This is a genomic window from Rhizobium sp. BK112 (assembly GCF_014193215.1).
GTDB lineage: Bacteria > Pseudomonadota > Alphaproteobacteria > Rhizobiales > Rhizobiaceae > Rhizobium > Rhizobium anhuiense.
Genome location: NZ_JACHYZ010000007.1, coordinates 131,577 through 146,149 on the forward strand (window position 1 = coordinate 131,577; position 14,573 = coordinate 146,149).

At 62.9% G+C, this 14,573-nt stretch carries 18 protein-coding genes; 12 read left to right on the plus strand and 6 right to left on the minus strand.

All coding sequences use genetic code 11. From position 1 onward, the window contains the following. The 3 genes from ykgO to FHT75_RS20190 all read left to right on the plus strand — a co-directional run bounded on the left by ykgO (window position 1) and on the right by FHT75_RS20190 (window position 2,027). Complete coding sequence (gene ykgO, locus FHT75_RS20180) at window positions 1–126, plus strand: type B 50S ribosomal protein L36 (protein ID WP_003582204.1); 126 nt, start codon at window positions 1–3, stop codon at window positions 124–126. Window positions 127–238: 112 nt separating this feature from the next. Next, on the plus strand, window positions 239–853 hold the full coding sequence (locus FHT75_RS20185; RefSeq protein WP_028755487.1) for a tetratricopeptide repeat protein: 615 nt from the start codon (window positions 239–241) through the stop codon (window positions 851–853). A 118-nt stretch (window positions 854–971) separates the two neighbouring features. Next, the gene (locus tag FHT75_RS20190; RefSeq protein WP_029867997.1) at window positions 972–2,027 is read left to right on the plus strand and encodes an alpha/beta fold hydrolase; all 1,056 of its coding nucleotides are present in this window, start codon (window positions 972–974) and stop codon (window positions 2,025–2,027) included. A gap of 25 nt (window positions 2,028–2,052) precedes the next feature. Here FHT75_RS20190 and FHT75_RS20195 read toward each other — a convergent pair whose 3' ends face one another. Next, on the minus strand, window positions 2,053–2,769 hold the full coding sequence (locus FHT75_RS20195; protein ID WP_028755983.1) for an SDR family oxidoreductase: 717 nt from the start codon (window positions 2,767–2,769) through the stop codon (window positions 2,053–2,055). 116 nt (window positions 2,770–2,885) lie between these two features. Here FHT75_RS20195 and FHT75_RS20200 point away from each other — a divergent pair, with 116 nt between their 5' ends. The 3 genes from FHT75_RS20200 (at window position 2,886) to FHT75_RS20210 (ending at window position 6,679) form a co-directional block, all read left to right on the plus strand. Then, window positions 2,886–3,740 carry a helix-turn-helix transcriptional regulator gene (locus FHT75_RS20200; RefSeq protein WP_028755984.1) on the plus strand — a complete coding sequence of 285 codons (855 nt, stop codon included), beginning with the start codon at window positions 2,886–2,888 and terminating at the stop codon, window positions 3,738–3,740. Window positions 3,741–3,813: 73 nt separating this feature from the next. Continuing rightward, window positions 3,814–5,550 (plus strand): gamma-glutamyltransferase, encoded by a 1,737-nt coding sequence (gene ggt, locus FHT75_RS20205; protein ID WP_028755985.1) that lies wholly within the window; start codon window positions 3,814–3,816, stop codon window positions 5,548–5,550. A 154-nt stretch (window positions 5,551–5,704) separates the two neighbouring features. Next, on the plus strand, window positions 5,705–6,679 hold the full coding sequence (locus tag FHT75_RS20210; protein WP_028755986.1) for a threonine/serine dehydratase: 975 nt from the start codon (window positions 5,705–5,707) through the stop codon (window positions 6,677–6,679). Between the two features lie 93 nt (window positions 6,680–6,772). Here the strand turns inward: FHT75_RS20210 and FHT75_RS20215 are convergent, their stop codons facing one another. Beyond that, window positions 6,773–7,579 (minus strand): phytanoyl-CoA dioxygenase family protein, encoded by an 807-nt coding sequence (locus FHT75_RS20215; RefSeq protein ID WP_028755987.1) that lies wholly within the window; start codon window positions 7,577–7,579, stop codon window positions 6,773–6,775. 230 nt (window positions 7,580–7,809) lie between these two features. Continuing rightward, window positions 7,810–8,706 (minus strand): LysR substrate-binding domain-containing protein, encoded by an 897-nt coding sequence (locus FHT75_RS20220; protein ID WP_028755988.1) that lies wholly within the window; start codon window positions 8,704–8,706, stop codon window positions 7,810–7,812. A gap of 117 nt (window positions 8,707–8,823) precedes the next feature. Here FHT75_RS20220 and FHT75_RS20225 point away from each other — a divergent pair, with 117 nt between their 5' ends. Genes FHT75_RS20225 through FHT75_RS20235 form a run of 3 tightly spaced genes read left to right on the plus strand, consistent with a single transcriptional unit; the run spans window position 8,824 to window position 10,198 of the window. Then, window positions 8,824–9,243 (plus strand): tautomerase family protein, encoded by a 420-nt coding sequence (locus FHT75_RS20225; RefSeq protein WP_028755989.1) that lies wholly within the window; start codon window positions 8,824–8,826, stop codon window positions 9,241–9,243. Next, window positions 9,240–9,644 carry a cupin domain-containing protein gene (locus FHT75_RS20230; RefSeq protein ID WP_028755990.1) on the plus strand — a complete coding sequence of 135 codons (405 nt, stop codon included), beginning with the start codon at window positions 9,240–9,242 and terminating at the stop codon, window positions 9,642–9,644. Before FHT75_RS20225 ends, FHT75_RS20230 begins: the two co-directional genes overlap by 4 nt. Further along, entirely contained in the window at window positions 9,641–10,198 is a 558-nt protein-coding gene (locus FHT75_RS20235) for a DUF4865 family protein (protein ID WP_028755991.1), read from the plus strand. Before FHT75_RS20230 ends, FHT75_RS20235 begins: the two co-directional genes overlap by 4 nt. Before the next feature lie 2 nt (window positions 10,199–10,200). Here FHT75_RS20235 and FHT75_RS20240 read toward each other — a convergent pair whose 3' ends face one another. From FHT75_RS20240 to FHT75_RS20250, 3 genes are all read right to left on the minus strand, one after another. Continuing rightward, window positions 10,201–10,836, minus strand: a complete 636-nt coding sequence (locus FHT75_RS20240) for a LysE family translocator (protein ID WP_028755992.1) — start codon at window positions 10,834–10,836, stop codon at window positions 10,201–10,203. Between the two features lie 139 nt (window positions 10,837–10,975). After that, a complete protein-coding gene (gene pyk / locus FHT75_RS20245) occupies window positions 10,976–12,415 on the minus strand; it encodes a pyruvate kinase (RefSeq protein WP_028755993.1) in 1,440 nt (479 codons plus the stop codon). Next, window positions 12,415–12,900: a DUF1036 domain-containing protein gene (locus FHT75_RS20250; RefSeq protein ID WP_017967841.1), complete on the minus strand. Its 486-nt coding sequence runs from the start codon at window positions 12,898–12,900 to the stop codon at window positions 12,415–12,417. The genes pyk and FHT75_RS20250 overlap by 1 nt, the downstream gene beginning before the upstream one ends. A 202-nt stretch (window positions 12,901–13,102) precedes the next feature. Between FHT75_RS20250 and FHT75_RS20255 the strand changes: the two genes are divergently transcribed. From FHT75_RS20255 to FHT75_RS20265, 3 genes are all read left to right on the plus strand, one after another. After that, window positions 13,103–13,891 (plus strand): N-formylglutamate amidohydrolase, encoded by a 789-nt coding sequence (locus FHT75_RS20255; protein ID WP_028755994.1) that lies wholly within the window; start codon window positions 13,103–13,105, stop codon window positions 13,889–13,891. A gap of 15 nt (window positions 13,892–13,906) precedes the next feature. Beyond that, window positions 13,907–14,212 (plus strand): DUF1244 domain-containing protein, encoded by a 306-nt coding sequence (locus tag FHT75_RS20260; RefSeq protein WP_028755995.1) that lies wholly within the window; start codon window positions 13,907–13,909, stop codon window positions 14,210–14,212. Window positions 14,213–14,303: 91 nt separating this feature from the next. Beyond that, window positions 14,304–14,567: a DUF2312 domain-containing protein gene (locus FHT75_RS20265; protein ID WP_008533181.1), complete on the plus strand. Its 264-nt coding sequence runs from the start codon at window positions 14,304–14,306 to the stop codon at window positions 14,565–14,567. Window positions 14,568–14,573: the final 6 nt, after the last annotated feature.

Consider the following 14,573-nt stretch of genomic DNA (forward strand, 5'->3'; position numbering starts at 1 on the left):
ATGAAGATCAAGAATTCGCTCAAGTCGCTCAAGGCTCGTCACCGTGACAACCGTCTGGTTCGCCGCAAGGGCCGCATCTACATCATCAACAAGCTGAACCCGCGCTACAAGGCTCGTCAGGGCTGATTTCGCGCATCCGGATCGCCGCGCCGCGTGAGCTTGCGCCGGCGGATATATCCGGTGGGTCACTATGGTGATCACGTCAAATTTGTTTGATCTTCGGCGTTGGCGGGCTAATATGTCCGCCATGCGCTTTTTTGCTTTGACATCAGCGGCGCTGCCGCTCGCCCTCATTCTCCTCTCCGCCACTTTTCCGGCCACCGCCGCGGAAAAGGACGTCATCGTCGAACAGACGGATGTCAGCAGTTCGCCGAAGCAGCACCTCGACCAGCTCTTCAGCCAGTTGAAGCGTGAGCGCGACCCCGACAAGGCCAGCAGCATCGCCAATGAAATCCGCATGGAATGGAACGATTCCGGCAGCGCCACCATCAATCTGCTGATGCAGTGGGCCGACAAGGCGATCGAGGAAAAGCGCAATCCGGCTGCCCTCGACTTCCTCGACGAGGCGATCGCGCTGAAGCCCGATTATGCCGAAAGCTGGAACCGCCGCGCCACGCTGAATTTCGTCATGGGCAATTATCGCAAGTCGATGTCCGACATCGAACGTGTGCTCGATCTCGAGCCGCGCCATTTCGGCGCACTCTCCGGCATGGCGGCGATTCTTAGCAATTCCGGCAACGACCAACTGACCTTGAAGGCCTGGGAGCGTTTCCTCGATGTCTATCCCGCCGAACGCACCGCGCAGGAACAGGTCAACACGCTTGCCGAAAAACTCGCCGGCAACCGCACCTGATTCCCGGGCTGACATCTTGACGTCGGATCACGTCGCGCAATTTTAGAATATAGAGGGAATGATGTAGCGGTTTGTTCGCCCGCAGCTCATCCCGCAACTGTCGCTCGTTGTTAACATCATGCTTGCAGAAGTTTCCGCTCTTCTCGCCCCGCTCGCCGCCGCCATCGGTTACTCATCCTATAAGGCGCGGCAATTCGAACACGCCTATCCCAATATCGGCGAACTGACGGATGTCGGCGGCTACTGCATGAATGCCGTCCACATCAAGCGTCCCGAAAATGCGGATCTGCCGCCGCTTGTCTTCATTCATGGCGCCAGCGGCAATCTGCTCGACCAGGTCGTCGCCTTTCACGCAGCACTCGAAGGCCGGGCGGAAATGCTGTTCGTTGATCGTCCCGGTCATGGTTATTCCGAGCGCGGCGGCCCTGAGAACGCCGTTCCCTCCGGCCAGGCCGATGCGATCGCCAGGCTGATGGAAAAGCGCGGCATCGAGAAGGCGATCATTGTCGGCCATTCCTTCGGCGGCGCGATCACCGCCGCCTTCGGCCTGCGCCATCCCGATAAGACATCAGGCCTGCTGTTCCTCGCACCCGCCACCCATCCATGGCCGGGCGGCATCGACTGGTATTATCATGTCGCAACCGTGCCGGTCGTCGGCTGGCTCTTCAACCATGCGATCGTCGTGCCGCTCGGGCTGAGCCGGCTGGAGCGCGGCACGCTGAACGTCTTCCGCCCCAATCCGCGCCCGGCCGACTATATCGAAAAAACCGGCCCGTCACTGGTGCTGCGGCCCCGCGCCTTCCACAATAACGCCGCCGATTTCAAAAGACTGCTGGCCTATGTGAAGGAACAGTCGCCGCTCTACTCGCAGATCACCGCGCCGACCGTCATCATAACAGGCGACCGCGACGAGATCGTCTGGGAGCACCTGCATTCGCGCGGCCTTGCCCGCGACATATCGGGCTCCGAGCTCATCACCGTTCGCGGCGTCGGCCATAAGCCGGACTACCTCGCAACCGATGTCGTCATCGCCGCCATGGAGAAGATATCAGGCAAGCCGCGCGACCTGCAGGCAATCGCCCGCAGCGCCGAGGAAAGGCTTGCCGCCGCATCACGTGATCGAAAGGTCGCAGCCGTGTCGCCATTGGGGCCAGGCGCCCTGCACGGCGCATGACCTCTCCGGTTTGAATTTACCTGCCTCAGGCGCCAAGACGCACGCCGCCATCGCAGGTGATGATATGGCCGCTCATGAAGGTGTTTCCGACCAGGAAGGCGATCGCCTCCGCAATATCCTCCGGCCTGCCGACACGGCCGACCGGCGTGCGGCCTGCGAAATCTGCAAAGACGCTGCCGCGCTGCTCAGGCGGCAGGAAACTCCACCAAGGCGTATCGACGACCCCAGGGGAAACGCCGTTGACACGCAACGGCTTCAACTCGGCCGCCAGCACCGGCACCATCGCCTCGATGCCGGCATTGACGGCAGCAAGCCCAGCCGTACCGGGCATCGCGGCCTGCGCGCTGACCGCCGAAACGAAAGTGATGCTGCCGCCCGGCTGCAACAGCGGCAACGCCGCCTGGGTTACCGCGGCATGCGGAATGAGCTTGGTCTGGAACCCGGCAAGCAGATCCGCCATATCGAGCGATGCAAAAGGTCCGGCGCCATGGCCGCTGCCCATCGCCAGCACCAGATGGTCGAACGCGCCGATCCCGGCAAAAGCCTGCCCGAGCGTGGAAAGCTGCGTCGCATCGAGCACCAGGCTGCGCAGATTACCATCGAGCGAAGCCTTGACCGCCGCGAGTTTTTCGCCGTCACGGCCTGCAATAGTGACCCTATATCCTTGTTTCAAAAGTAATGTCGCCGTGGCGAGGCCGATGCCGGAAGAACCGCCGATGACGACCACATGCTGCAAAGACATGATGCTGCTCCTTGAATTGATCGGGCTGCAGGCGCTTCAAGCACCTGCGACACCGGCATCATGCGTGGCCTGGAAACGGCAACCAGTTCCAGTTTTATCCTGGTATCGATACTGATATGAATACTGCCATGGACCAAAGAGCCGACACATTCGAAGCCCGCCGCCGCGAGTTCGCGGCCTTCCTGCGATCCCGCCGCGAGCGGCTGACGCCCTCCGAGGTCGGCCTGCCGGAGGGACTTCGTCGGCGCACGCCGGGTCTGAGGCGCGAGGAACTCGCCATGCTCGCTGGCGTCGGCACCACCTGGTACACATGGCTGGAACAGGGCCGCGACATCAGGCCTTCCGTGCAGGTCCTCAACGCCCTTGCCGATGCGCTGCGCCTCGACGAGGCCGAGCGACGGCATCTCTTCACCCTCAACAATCGCCAGGCGCCACAACCAACGTCTTCTGCTCCCGAATGCGTCGACGAACCGCTGCAGCGCATGCTCGCCAATCTGACCCACCAGCCGGCTTATGTGCTCGGCCGTCGATGGGACGTGCTTGCCTGGAACCGTGCCGCCGACGTGCTTTTCGGCGGTTATGACACGCTCGACCGCGACGAACGCAACATCATGCACCGTCTCTTCGCCGACCCCGCGCATCGCCGGCTGCTCGTCGATTGGGAATCGGTTGCCCGCGTCTCGCTGGCGACGTTCCGGGCCGACAGCGCGCGTTATGCCGGTGATCCGGATTTTGAACGGCTGATCGCACTGCTGAAAGAGGCAAGCCCTGAATTTCGCGACTGGTGGCAGCGCCACGAGGTCATCAGCCCGCTGTCCGGCATCAAGCGTATCGACCATCCCGTCAAGGGCCGCATGTCCTTCGAGCATACCGGCCTGACACTCACGAACCGGCCGGAGATGAAGCTCATCGTCTATACGCCCCTCGATGACGACGAGACCAACAGAAAACTCGCCGAACTCCTCACCTAAAGCTGATCCCTTGCATTGCCGCGAACTGCCGCAGCCCCATATGTTTTCCATCATTGTCCATAGGAGGGAAATCATGGGCCGCCTGCATATCGGGACGATCTCCGTCATATCAGCATTGTCGCTGGGCCTGACCTCGGCTTTCGCCGCCTCGCCCGCACCAGTCGAAGCCGAGCACGGCATGGTCGTCACCGCCCAGCATCTGGCGACCGATGTCGGCGTCGAGGTGCTGAAGAGCGGCGGCAACGCCGTCGATGCGGCGGTCGCCGTCGGTTATGCCCTGGCGGTCGTCTATCCCTCGGCCGGCAATCTTGGCGGCGGCGGTTTCATGACCATCCGCCTGAAAGACGGTACGAAGACCTTCCTCGACTTCCGCGAACGCGCGCCGCTTGCCGCGACGAAGACCATGTATCTCGATGCCAAGGGCGATATCGTGCCGCGCGCCAGCCTCGACGGTTATCTCGCCGTCGGCGTGCCCGGCTCCGTCATGGGATTGGAGACCGCACGCGAAAAATACGGCACGAAATCGCGCCAGGATCTGATCGCGCCGGCACTCCGTTTCGCCAAAGAGGGCTTCACGCTGGAACAGGGTGACGCTGCAAGTTTCGCCGGCAGCGCCAAGCGCCTCGCCAAGGATGATGCGGCAGCGAAGATCTTCCTGAAACCCGACGGCAAGCCCTATGCATCGGGTGAGAAACTCCTGCAGCCGGACCTTGCCGCCGTCCTGGCCGGCATCTCCGAAAAAGGTCCCGACGCCTTCTACAAGGCCGCGCCCGCCGAAGCGATCGTCAAGGCGAGCCAAGCCCAGGGCGGCATTCTCGCCAAGGAGGATTTCGAGCAATATGCCGTGCGCGAGTTGAAGCCGATCGAGTGCAATTACCGCGGCTACGACATCATCTCCTCGCCGCCGCCCTCCTCCGGCGGCGTGATCATCTGCGAGATCCTCAATGTTCTCGAAGGCTATCCGCTCTCCTATCTCGGCTACAATTCGGCCGAAACCGTACACATCATGGTCGAGGCGATGCGCTATGCCTATGTCGACCGCAATGCCGCACTCGGTGATCCCGATTTCGTCGAAAACCCGGTCACGAAACTGCTCGACAAGAAGTATGCCTTGGAAATCGCCGCCAAGATCGATCCGTACAAGGCCGGCACCTCGGCGAACCTCAAACCGCTCGGCGGCAAGGAAAGCACCGAGACGACGCATTATTCGATCATCGACGACGAGGGCAACGCGGTTGCCGTCACCTATACGCTGAACGGCTCCTTCGGCGCCGCCGTCGTGGCGCCGGGCACCGGCGTCCTGCTCAACAACGAGATGGACGATTTCACCTCCAAAACAGGCGTGCCGAACCTCTACGGACTGGTGCAGGGCGAGGCCAATGCCATCGCCCCGAAGAAGACGCCGCTCTCCTCGATGAGCCCGACGATCGTGACCCGGGACGGCAAACCCTTCATGGTGATCGGCAGCCCCGGCGGCTCGCGCATCATCACCATCACGCTGGAAGCGATCCTCAACGTCGTTGATTTCGGCATGGATATCAGCCAGGCGGTCAATGCTCCGCGTGTGCACCATCAATGGCAGCCCGACAAGATCTATCTCGAACCCTATGCGCTTTCGCCCGATACCGAAAAGACGCTCGCCGCCATGGGCTACAGTTTCGATGGCGGCAATGACGCGCCACAATGGGGCCAAGCCGCGGGCATCCTCGTCGGCGGCAAAAGCCTTGCCGCCATCGAAAAGGGTGGCGGCGCCCGATATAACGGCGCCATGGACAGCCGCGCGGCGGAGGGGTCGGCGAACGGTTACTGACGACGGCGGATCGCCTGATCGACCAGGCACGATGCGGCTCCAAGAGCCGCAAAGGCAGCATCGCCATATTCATGTCACCGTGACAAAGTCGCCGTTCACAATTGGCTGGCCGCGCCCTATGCATGAGCGAACCCGCAAGCAGAAAGATTCCCGCATGGCCAGCATTGAAATGATTGTCGCAGCCCGCGCCCGCCTGCGCGGTCATATCAGACGCACGCCGCTTCTCTCTTCCCCCTTCCTCAACGAGATCGCCGGCCGGCGTCTGTTCGTGAAGGCGGAATGCCTGCAGCATACCGGTTCGTTCAAGTTTCGCGGCGGCTGGTCGGCGGTCTCCGGGCTCGATCCGGCGGTGCGCTCGAAGGGCGTCATCGCCTTCTCCTCCGGCAACCACGCCCAGGGTGTTGCGCTTGCGGCCAAGCTGCACAACGTCCCCTCCGTCATCATCATGCCGAGCGATGCGCCGAAGCTGAAGATCGCGAACACCCGCGCCTTCGGCGCCGAAGTCGTCCTTTACGACCGCGTCAACGAGGACCGCGACGAGATCGGCGCGAAACTTTCGGCCGAGCGCGGCCTGACGCTGATCAAACCCTTCGACGAACCGCTTGTCATTGCCGGCCAGGGCACGACCGGTCTCGAAATCTCCGAACAGGCCGAAGAGGAAGGCGTGACATCAGCCGAAGTTCTCGTTCCCTGCGGCGGCGGCGGATTGACCTCCGGAATCGCGCTCGCCCTGGAAGCCAGTGCCCCCGGCTTCCGCGTCCGCCCTTGCGAGCCGAAGGATTTCGACGACACCACCCGCTCGCTCGCCTCCGGCGGGATCGAACGCAACGCCTCGGTGTCAGGCTCGATCTGCGATGCGATCGTCACGCCGCAGCCCGGCAACATCACCTTCCCGATCCTCAAGCGTCTCGCCGGCGCCGGCATCGTCGTCACCGACGAGGAAGCGCTGCGCGCCATGGCGCTCGCCTTCACACGGCTGAAGATCGTCGTCGAGCCCGGCGGCGCCGTGGCGCTGGCGGCCGCTCTCTTCCATGGCGAGGCGCTGGAAAGCGACACGGTCGTCGCCGTCACCTCAGGTGGCAACGTCGACGCTGATATCTTCGCCATGGCGCTCGAACGCTTCGGCTAGATAGCGCGCGGGCGACCGCCAGCCGCCCGCCTGGAGATGGAAACTGCAGATGTCATGCAGCCGGTTTGCGCGGCCGAATGCATCCCGTCTCTGCTAATGCTCCCGAAGCGCCCGGCGGATTGCGATTTCGACCGGCGAATAGGCGCCGTCCTGCCGTTCGAGGCGAAGCGGTTCGCAAGGCGCAAGGCCGGGCTGCGCCATGAAACGCGGCTCCCCGCCGCGATGCATCTGCGCTGCATGGATCAGGAACGGATGGCAGAGATAAACAGTGCCCGCCGGCCCTGTCGCCAAGGCCAGCGGTCGCTCTTCGCCGACATGTTCCAACCAGAGATGCGCCATTCCCGCTTCGCCCGCCGGCGCCAGAAGGCGGGCGATATCCTTGTGCGAACCGACGCGGATACGGGTCGGCGCATCCTCCTCCCCGACATCCGAAAACAGGAAGAGCATCAGCAACGCCCGCCCGCGCGAGGTGATGTTCACCCGCCATGCCGAAAAGTCCCGTTGCTCGTTCGGATCGCCATCCTCGCCGGGGAAGCTGAGGTCGACATGCCAGCCCGCATCGCCGGGATCATCGGGATGGGGAAAGCGGACCGGGAAGCTGCCAAGCCCATCGCGTGGTTGCCAGCGTCCCTTGCCGACGAGCTGGTCGAAGGCCAGATGCAATACCGGCGTATTGACGGCTTTCTCGAACGGTCCGCCGCCATAACCGGCAAGCCACACGACGGGCTGCGTCCACGTGCTTGGATCATCGGCATCGAAGGGAATATCGCGCCACATGATGGCACGAGCTTCCTCGGCCAATGCGCGGGGAAAAGCGTCGTCGATCCTGATGAAGCCGTCTTCGATGAATTGCTCGATCTGCGCAGCGCTCAGCGCCGGCGGGTAAACAGCTGATGTCATGAAAGCTCTCTCTATCGCCAAACCTGCCGGCTCTTTCCTTGGCCAGACGCAGGGTGGTTACAACAACGGCAACGAGCCAGCCGCGAAGGCTGGTCAGTAGCCGCATCTTCTGATGCCCGAAGGCAGAGCCTTTAGAGGCTCAAGAAGAAGATTGTCGCGATATTGAGGGTGATCGTCTTCATAGCGGTGCGAAGCTACAGGCTCGCGCTCGAAGGGTCAATGCGGAGATGTCAGGCCAGCACCTCGCGCAACGCACCATGCACCGACTGCAGTACGAGCTCGGCAAGGCGTGCCGCCGCCGGCTGCGGCTCGGCTTCCGCCCGGTGCAGGATCAGACCGAGCTTCGGCAAATCGGGCAGGCCGACCGTCTCGGGCGCCAGCGGCCGCACCTTCGCCGGCAGACCGATCGGCGTGCGGATGGTGAGACCGAGGCCTGCCGCCGTCGCGGCCCAGAGACCGCCCAGGCTGGGGCTGACGAAAGCGAGCCGCCAGGAAATGCCCGCCGCATCAAGCGCCCTGGTTGCTGCGCTCCGCAACAGGCACGGCGCCTCCAGCGAGGCAAGCGGCATCGGCTCACCACTTGCGGCCTGCCAGCCCGGCGGCCCCTCGGCAGGTCCGATCCAGCGCATCGGCACCTCGCCGATCCGCTCGCAATGGGCGGTCAGCGTGCCATCGCTCCAGGCAAGCGCCAGATCAAGCTTGCCTGATGTGACACGCTCGAGCAGCTCGGCATTGCGCACCACCCGCGCTTCGATGCGAACCTTCGGATGGGCACGCGCGAAGCGGCCGAGCACCTCCGGCAACAGGCTTTCGCCGAAGTCCTCCTGCAGGCCGAGCCGCACCCAGCCCTCCAGCTCGACGCTGTGAACAGCCGCAGCCGCCTCGTCGTTGAGTTCCAGCAGCCGCCTGGCATAGCCGAGCATCGTCTCGCCGGCATCGGTCAGCGCCAGCCCGCGCCCGGCCTTGCGGAAGATCGGCGTGCCCGCCTGTTCCTCCAGCTTCTTCAGCTGCGCGCTCACTGCCGAGGTCGACCGCCCGAGCCGCTCGGCCGCCTTGGCGAAATTACCGAGCTCCATGCCGGTCGAAAAGGTTCGAAGCACATCAAGATCGAAGATCGTCCGCCGCATCTTATAATCCTATTTTTCAGGATCATTAATCCATAAAATTCTGATTTTCAGTATCATCGTGCCGTGCGATGGTTCTGCTGTCAAGGCCGACAGACGGCCCTAACCATGGAGATCCCGATGCCCTTCGTTCGCATTTCTCTTCGCAAAGGCAAGTCGCCGGACTATCTCACGGCGCTAGCCGACAGCATCCAGCGTGCACTGGTCGAGACCTTCGACGTGCCCGAAAACGACCGTTTCCAGACTATACACCAGCATGACGAGAACGAGCTGATCTTCGACCGCACCTACCTCTCCGGCCCGCGCTCCGCCGATTTCGTCTACATCTCCATCACGATCGGCAGGCCTCGCACGGCCGAGATGAAGGCGGCGCTCTATCGGCGGCTCGCCGAACTCCTGGCGCAATCGCCGGGCCTTCGGCCCGAGGATGTGATGATCGTCATCAGCACCAGCGCCCCGGAAGACTGGTCCTTCGGCGACGGCATCGCCCAGATGACCGACCCCGACTGGCGGCTGCGTGCGGTCGGAGGCCGGCAATGAGCGTTTCGAACCCGAAGATCACGACTGTTAGACGCTCCGGCAAGGCGGTCCGCTCGCCAGAGGGCGTCGCGACGGCGCCCTTCTGGGTCGAGATGCTGCTCGAAGGCAGCGCCGATGGCGAGAACACCGCGATGCGGGCGACGCTCGATCCCGGCACCATCACCCGTTGGCACACCCATCCCAGGGGTCAATTGCTCTATGTGCTCTCAGGTCATGGGTTGGCGCAGAACGACGGCGGCCCGATCGAAGCATTGCGTGCCGGCGATGCCGTCTGGTTTGCGCCCGGCGAGCGTCACTGGCATGGCGCCGCCGATGACAGCCCCTTCAGCTATATCAGTGTCCAGCCCACGGAAAACAGCAGCGTCGTCGAATGGCTGCAACCGGTGGAGAAACGGTCATGATCGCCATGCAATACGGCTTCACCCTGCCCGGCGATTACGACATGTCAATCATCGATCGCCGCATCCGCGACAAGGGTCCGCTGCTCGACGGCTTTCCCAATCTCGGTTTCAAAGCCTATCTCAGCGCTCGCAAGGGGGAGTTCGGCAGCCGCGACAATCTCTACGCGCCCTTCTATCTCTGGCAGAAGCCGGAAGGAGCAAGCGACTTCCTCTGCGGCCCCGGGTTCGAGGCTCTCACCAGCGCCTTCGGCTGGCCGCAGGTGAGGACCTGGATCGTCTGGCAGGCAGAAATCTCGTCCGATATCGCCTCAGCCAGGTTCGCCACACGCGATATCCTGCGGATAGAGCCTTACGCGCTGCTCGCCGATATCCGCCGCGCCGAAAGCGCAGAGGCTGCAGCCGACGTTGCGACAGCCGGCGCGCTCGCCTCGGTCTCCGCCTTCGAACCGACGAACTGGACACGGGTGCGCTTCAGGCTCTGGCGAGAGATTCCCGAGATTGACGAGCAAACGCAGGCCTATCGCGTCGGCCATCTATCCCTGGCCCGATCCTGAACTCAGACAGTTGCCCGGCGGTAGAAGGCCAGCGAACCGGCAAGCGCCAGCAGCGCACCACCACAGGCTCGCTCCAGCCACATGGCGCCTGAGGTTTTCAGGAAACGCACCGCTTGCGAGCCGAAGAAGGCGTAGCCGAACATGATGAGGAAATCGAGTGCGGCAAAGACCAGCGCAAGCAGCGCATATTGCGTTGCCTGCGGCAGGGCCGGATCGATGAACTGCGGCAGGAAGGCCGAGAAGAACAGATAGCCCTTCGGATTGGTCGCCGCGACCATGAAGCTTTTCAGTCCGATCGAGAAGGGCGATGTCGCACCCGCAGGCGCCCCGGACTTCAACGCCGCGTCGATCGTGCCCTTCGAGCGCAGCAGCATGATACCGAGAAAAGTGAGATAGGCAGCACCCGCCCATTTCAGCATCGAGAACCAGAATTCCGATGCCGCCAGCAGCGCACCGAGCCCGATCGCGACGGCGCCGATCAGCACGAAATCGGACAGCACCGCGCCGATCATGCCGGCAATCGCCCGGCGCAGGCCGTGCCTCGAACCGTTGGTCAATGCCAGCAGCACCGTCGGCCCCGGCGTCGCGATGCCGACGAAGGAAACAGCTGCAAAAGCCAGAAGCGTGACGATATCCATGATGATCCCTCCGAACCTGGAGCAATTCCAGCGCTAGGTTCGAAATTTGCACGTGTCGCCAACCTTGGCAATGCCGGCCCTTCAACGAAAAAGCCCGCCGCCTCTTGAGGCAGCGGGCTTTCGAAGGGACACGATCGGATCAGACGCCGCTCTGGCCGTCGGAGCCGATATAGGCAATGCGGATCATATTGGTGGCGCCGGGCGTGCCGAGCGGCACGCCGGCCGAGATGATGATGCGATCGCCCGGCTTGCCGAAACCTTCGTCGGCGACGATGCGGCAGGCACGATTGACCATGTCGTCAAGATCGGTCGCATCATGGGTGACGACGCAATGCAGGCCCCAGACGATGGCAAGCCGGCGCGCCGTCTTGATGATCGGCGACAGCGCCAGGATCGGCACCTGCGGACGCTCGCGCGAAGCGCGAAGGCCTGTGGTGCCCGACGAGGTGTAGCAGACGATTGCCGACAGTTTCAGCGTCTCGGCGATTTGGCGGGCGGCAAGCGAGATCGCGTCGGCGCCGGTCGCTTCCGGCTGGGCTCGCTGAGCATAGATGATGCCGGGATAATGCGGCTCGCGCTCGATGGCGGTGGCAATCGACGCCATCGTCGAAACGGCTTCGACGGGGTAGTCGCCCGAGGCCGATTCGGCCGAAAGCATGACGGCATCCGCACCTTCGAAGACGGCGGTCGCGACGTCGGAAACTTCAGCGCGCGTCGGCACCGGCGCCGAGATCATCGATTCCAGCATCTGGGTGGCGACGACCACCGGCTTGCCCGAACGGCGGCAGGCGCGGATCAACTGCTTCTGGATGCCGGGAACCGATTCGAGCGGCATTTCGACGCCGAGATCGCCGCGGGCGACCATCAACGCGTCGGAAAGCTCGATGATTTCCTCGATGCGTTCGAGAGCTTGCGGCTTCTCGATCTTCGACATCAGGCCGACACGGCCGCGGGCGATCTTGCGCACTTCGGCAAGGTCGTCCGGACGCTGGACGAAGGACAGTGCCACCCAGTCGACATCGTCGGTGGCGAGCACGGCGTCGAGGTCGGCGCGGTCCTTATCCGTCAATGCGCCGACGCCGAGCAGCGTGTCGGGAAGGCTGACGCCCTTGCGGTCGGAAATGCGCGTGCCCGAAATAACTGTCGTGACGATGCTCTTGCCGTCGCATTTTTCTGCGCGCAGAGCGAGCTTGCCGTCGTCGATCAGCAGGCGGTGGCCGGGCTGCACCGATTCCAGGATCTCCGGATGCGGCAGATAGACGCGGTTCTGATCGCCAAGCGCTTCGTTGTTGTCGAGCGTGAAGGTCTGGCCGGGCTTCAGGTCCACCTTGCTGTCGACGAACTTGCCGACGCGCAGTTTCGGCCCCTGCAGGTCGGCGAGAATGCCGATCGGCCGGCCGGAGCGCGCCTCGACCGAGCGGATGCGCTGGATGAGCGTACGCATCAGGTCGTGGCTCGCATGGCTCATATTGATGCGGAAGACATCCGCACCGGCCTGGTGCAGCTTCTCGATCATCGATTCCTCGGAGGAGGCTGGCCCGAGGGTGGCGAGGATTTTAATTTTGCGATTGCGCTTCATCAATTCTGGCTTTCTTGCGTCCCTGGGGTGTCGGAGAGCTGAACCATCCAGCTACCCTGGCGGCCCGTATCATATTCCTTGAATCCCATTTTCTGGTAACCGCGGGCATAACAATCCTGCACACCCGTGATCTTGAATTCGTTTTCCGCCACGCACATCTGCACGTCACCCGTCCATCGTCCCCCCCGGGCGGCGTCCTCTGCGTAGAGGTAATAATAGCGCGACTGCAATTCTCCCTCGATCAACGTAGCGCAGGTCGTTGCCGGCACCTGCCACCAGCCCTCCGTCACCCAGCCATCCTTGGCCCGGTATCCGATGGCGACGCCGACGAGATTCTGTGTTCCGTTGCAGACGCGAAAATCGGCGCGTGCGGCATCTGCGATAAAAAACGGCATGGCAGCTGCAAGAGCGAACAGAGCGAGACGGACCAGCGGCCCGGACCGCGTGAGGAAACTTGGCGCGGCTTGGATCAACACGGCTCCCAAATAGCTCCACGGTTATTCGTATCCGTGTCTTCTTGCGCCGCCGTCAAGCGAAAGTCAACGCAATGCTAATCGATTATATTTCCTTTCATATACCGCCTGTCGAGGGTGCGGCTCGACCTCTCCCCACCTGCCGCGCTTGAACCCGCCGCAGGTGCATGCGATCACTGCGCCCGACGGCGCAATGACGAACGGCAATTCCCTGATGGACGACTTCCAATCCTTCGAAATCCTATCCGGCAAACATGACAAAGGCATGGTGATCCTCGCAGATCACGCGATGAACCGCCTCCCCGCGCGATATGGCCGGCTCGGACTGCCCGACGCGGCTTTTGCCCGCCACATCGCCTATGACATCGGCATCGAGGGCCTGACGCGGCAGCTTTCGGCAAGACTCGGCGTGCCCGCCGTGCTCGGCGGCTTCTCGCGCCTGCTGATCGACCCGAACCGCGGCGAGGACGATCCGACGCTGATCATGAAAATATCAGACGGCGCCGTCATATCCGGCAACCATCCGATCACCCAGGAAGAGTGGGACCACCGCATCGAAACCTTCCATCGCCCCTATCACGATGCCGTGGCCGCAACGATCGACAGCGTGGCGAATGCCACCGGCCGGGCTCCGCTGGTGCTGTCGCTGCACTCCTTCACCCCGGCCTGGAAAGGTACTCCCCGCCCCTGGCACGCCGCCGTACTCTGGGACAGCGATCATCGCGCCGTCGGCCCGCTGCTTGACATGCTGCGCGCCGATCCCGATCTCGTGGTCGGTGACAACGAACCCTATGACGGGGCGCTGAAGGGCGATACCATGTACCGCCACTGCATGATTACGGGCATTCCGCACGCGCTGCTCGAGGTGCGCCAGGATCTGATGGGAGACGACGCCGGCATATCGGCATGGGCCGGACGCCTGGCGCCGATCTTTGCGGCGATGAATGCCGATCCCGCCTTGCACGAATACGACGTCCACCTCTCACGCACCGGTCCCTATTGAACGAAGGAGAGCGAAATGACCACGCTCAGCAAGGAACAGCAGACCGAATTCGAGGCCGCCGCCTTCCGCCGCCTCGTCGCACATCTTCGTGAACGCAGCGACGTTCAGAACATCGATCTGATGAATCTGGCCGGCTTCTGCCGCAACTGCCTGTCGAACTGGTATCGCGAAGCCGCCGAGGCCGAAGGTGTCGCCGTTACCAGGGACGAATCGCGCGAGATGGTCTATGGCATGCCCTATGAGGACTGGAAGAATCTTCACCAGAACGAGGCCTCGCCTGTGCAAAAGGCTGCTTTTGAACTGAACAACCCACACAAATAGCCCGGCTTGCCCCGAACAGGCTTGACCGTGACGCCGCTTCGCGGCAGTCACGTGCATCCAAAATTAATCACCGGAAAATCAGGAGAACACGATGTCTGATGCTCATGGCGTCGCCCGCGATCAGCTCCGCGCTTTCATCGAGCGCATTGAACGGCTGGAAGAAGAAAAGAAGACCATCGCCGACGATATCAAGGACGTCTATGGCGAAGCCAAGGGAATGGGCTTCGACACCAAGATCCTGAAGAAGGTCGTGGCGCTGCGCAAGAAGGACGAGCAGGAGCGCATGGAAGAGGAAGCAATCCTCGACACCTATCTGCACGCGCTCGGGATGATCGAGGCGCCGCCGGAAGGCTGATCCGCC

Bases quoted from the DNA above. Each gene is read 5' to 3' on its own strand.
- FHT75_RS20215 (WP_028755987.1), bottom strand. From the start codon at position 7,579: ATGACATCAGCTGTTTACCCGCCGGCGCTGAGCGCTGCGCAGATCGAG.
- FHT75_RS20255 (WP_028755994.1), top strand. From the start codon at position 13,103: ATGGACGACTTCCAATCCTTCGAAATCCTATCCGGCAAACATGACAAA.
- FHT75_RS20235 (WP_028755991.1), top strand. From the start codon at position 9,641: ATGATCGCCATGCAATACGGCTTCACCCTGCCCGGCGATTACGACATG.
- FHT75_RS20220 (WP_028755988.1), bottom strand. From the start codon at position 8,706: ATGCGGCGGACGATCTTCGATCTTGATGTGCTTCGAACCTTTTCGACC.
- FHT75_RS20190 (WP_029867997.1), top strand. From the start codon at position 972: ATGCTTGCAGAAGTTTCCGCTCTTCTCGCCCCGCTCGCCGCCGCCATC.
- pyk (WP_028755993.1), bottom strand. From the start codon at position 12,415: ATGAAGCGCAATCGCAAAATTAAAATCCTCGCCACCCTCGGGCCAGCC.
- FHT75_RS20230 (WP_028755990.1), top strand. From the start codon at position 9,240: ATGAGCGTTTCGAACCCGAAGATCACGACTGTTAGACGCTCCGGCAAG.
- FHT75_RS20185 (WP_028755487.1), top strand. From the start codon at position 239: ATGTCCGCCATGCGCTTTTTTGCTTTGACATCAGCGGCGCTGCCGCTC.
- FHT75_RS20225 (WP_028755989.1), top strand. From the start codon at position 8,824: ATGCCCTTCGTTCGCATTTCTCTTCGCAAAGGCAAGTCGCCGGACTAT.
- FHT75_RS20265 (WP_008533181.1), top strand. From the start codon at position 14,304: ATGTCTGATGCTCATGGCGTCGCCCGCGATCAGCTCCGCGCTTTCATC.
- FHT75_RS20200 (WP_028755984.1), top strand. From the start codon at position 2,886: ATGAATACTGCCATGGACCAAAGAGCCGACACATTCGAAGCCCGCCGC.
- FHT75_RS20240 (WP_028755992.1), bottom strand. From the start codon at position 10,836: ATGGATATCGTCACGCTTCTGGCTTTTGCAGCTGTTTCCTTCGTCGGC.
- ykgO (WP_003582204.1), top strand. From the start codon at position 1: ATGAAGATCAAGAATTCGCTCAAGTCGCTCAAGGCTCGTCACCGTGAC.
- ggt (WP_028755985.1), top strand. From the start codon at position 3,814: ATGGGCCGCCTGCATATCGGGACGATCTCCGTCATATCAGCATTGTCG.
- FHT75_RS20210 (WP_028755986.1), top strand. From the start codon at position 5,705: ATGGCCAGCATTGAAATGATTGTCGCAGCCCGCGCCCGCCTGCGCGGT.
- FHT75_RS20195 (WP_028755983.1), bottom strand. From the start codon at position 2,769: ATGTCTTTGCAGCATGTGGTCGTCATCGGCGGTTCTTCCGGCATCGGC.
- FHT75_RS20260 (WP_028755995.1), top strand. From the start codon at position 13,907: ATGACCACGCTCAGCAAGGAACAGCAGACCGAATTCGAGGCCGCCGCC.